This window comes from Streptomyces beijiangensis, assembly GCF_017315755.1.
Lineage (GTDB): Bacteria > Actinomycetota > Actinomycetes > Streptomycetales > Streptomycetaceae > Streptomyces > Streptomyces beijiangensis.
Window position 1 is genome coordinate 1 of sequence record NZ_JAFLRJ010000719.1, and the last position, 514, is coordinate 514.

A 514-nucleotide genomic window follows, 5' to 3' on the forward strand; every position below is an offset into this window, starting at 1 on the left:
CAGCTTGCGGAGTTGCTTCGGGTCACGCTGCCAGTCCTTGGCCACCTTGACGTGCAGGTCAAGAAAGACCGGCGTCCCCAGCAGCGCCTCGATCTGCTTCCGCGACTTCGTCCCGACATCCTTCAGCCTCGCGCCCTTGGGCCCGATGATGATGCCCTTCTGGCTCGGCCGCTCGATGTAGACGTTCGCGTGGATGTCGAGCAGCGGCTTGTCCGCCGGACGGCCCTCGCGCGGGATCATCTCCTCGACGACCACCGCGATGGAGTGCGGCAGCTCGTCGCGTACGCCTTCCAGCGCCGCCTCGCGGATCAGCTCGGCCACCATGACCTGCTCGGGCTCGTCCGTGAGGTCGCCCTCGGGGTAGAGCGGCGGGCTGATGGGGAGCAGCGGGGCGATGAGGTCGGCGAGGAGCGAGACCTGGTCGCCGGCGACGGCGGAGACCGGGACGATCTCGGCCCACTCGAAGCCGAGCTCGATGGCGAGCTGGTCGATGGCGATGAGCTGCTCGGCGAGC

Annotated in this window: 1 protein-coding gene; it reads right to left on the reverse strand. The window is 68.7% G+C overall.

Features of this window, described 5'->3' with window-relative positions:
* The coding region (locus J0695_RS38635) for a GTPase Era (RefSeq protein ID WP_206969521.1) at positions 1-514 on the reverse strand (514 nt) is incomplete at both ends.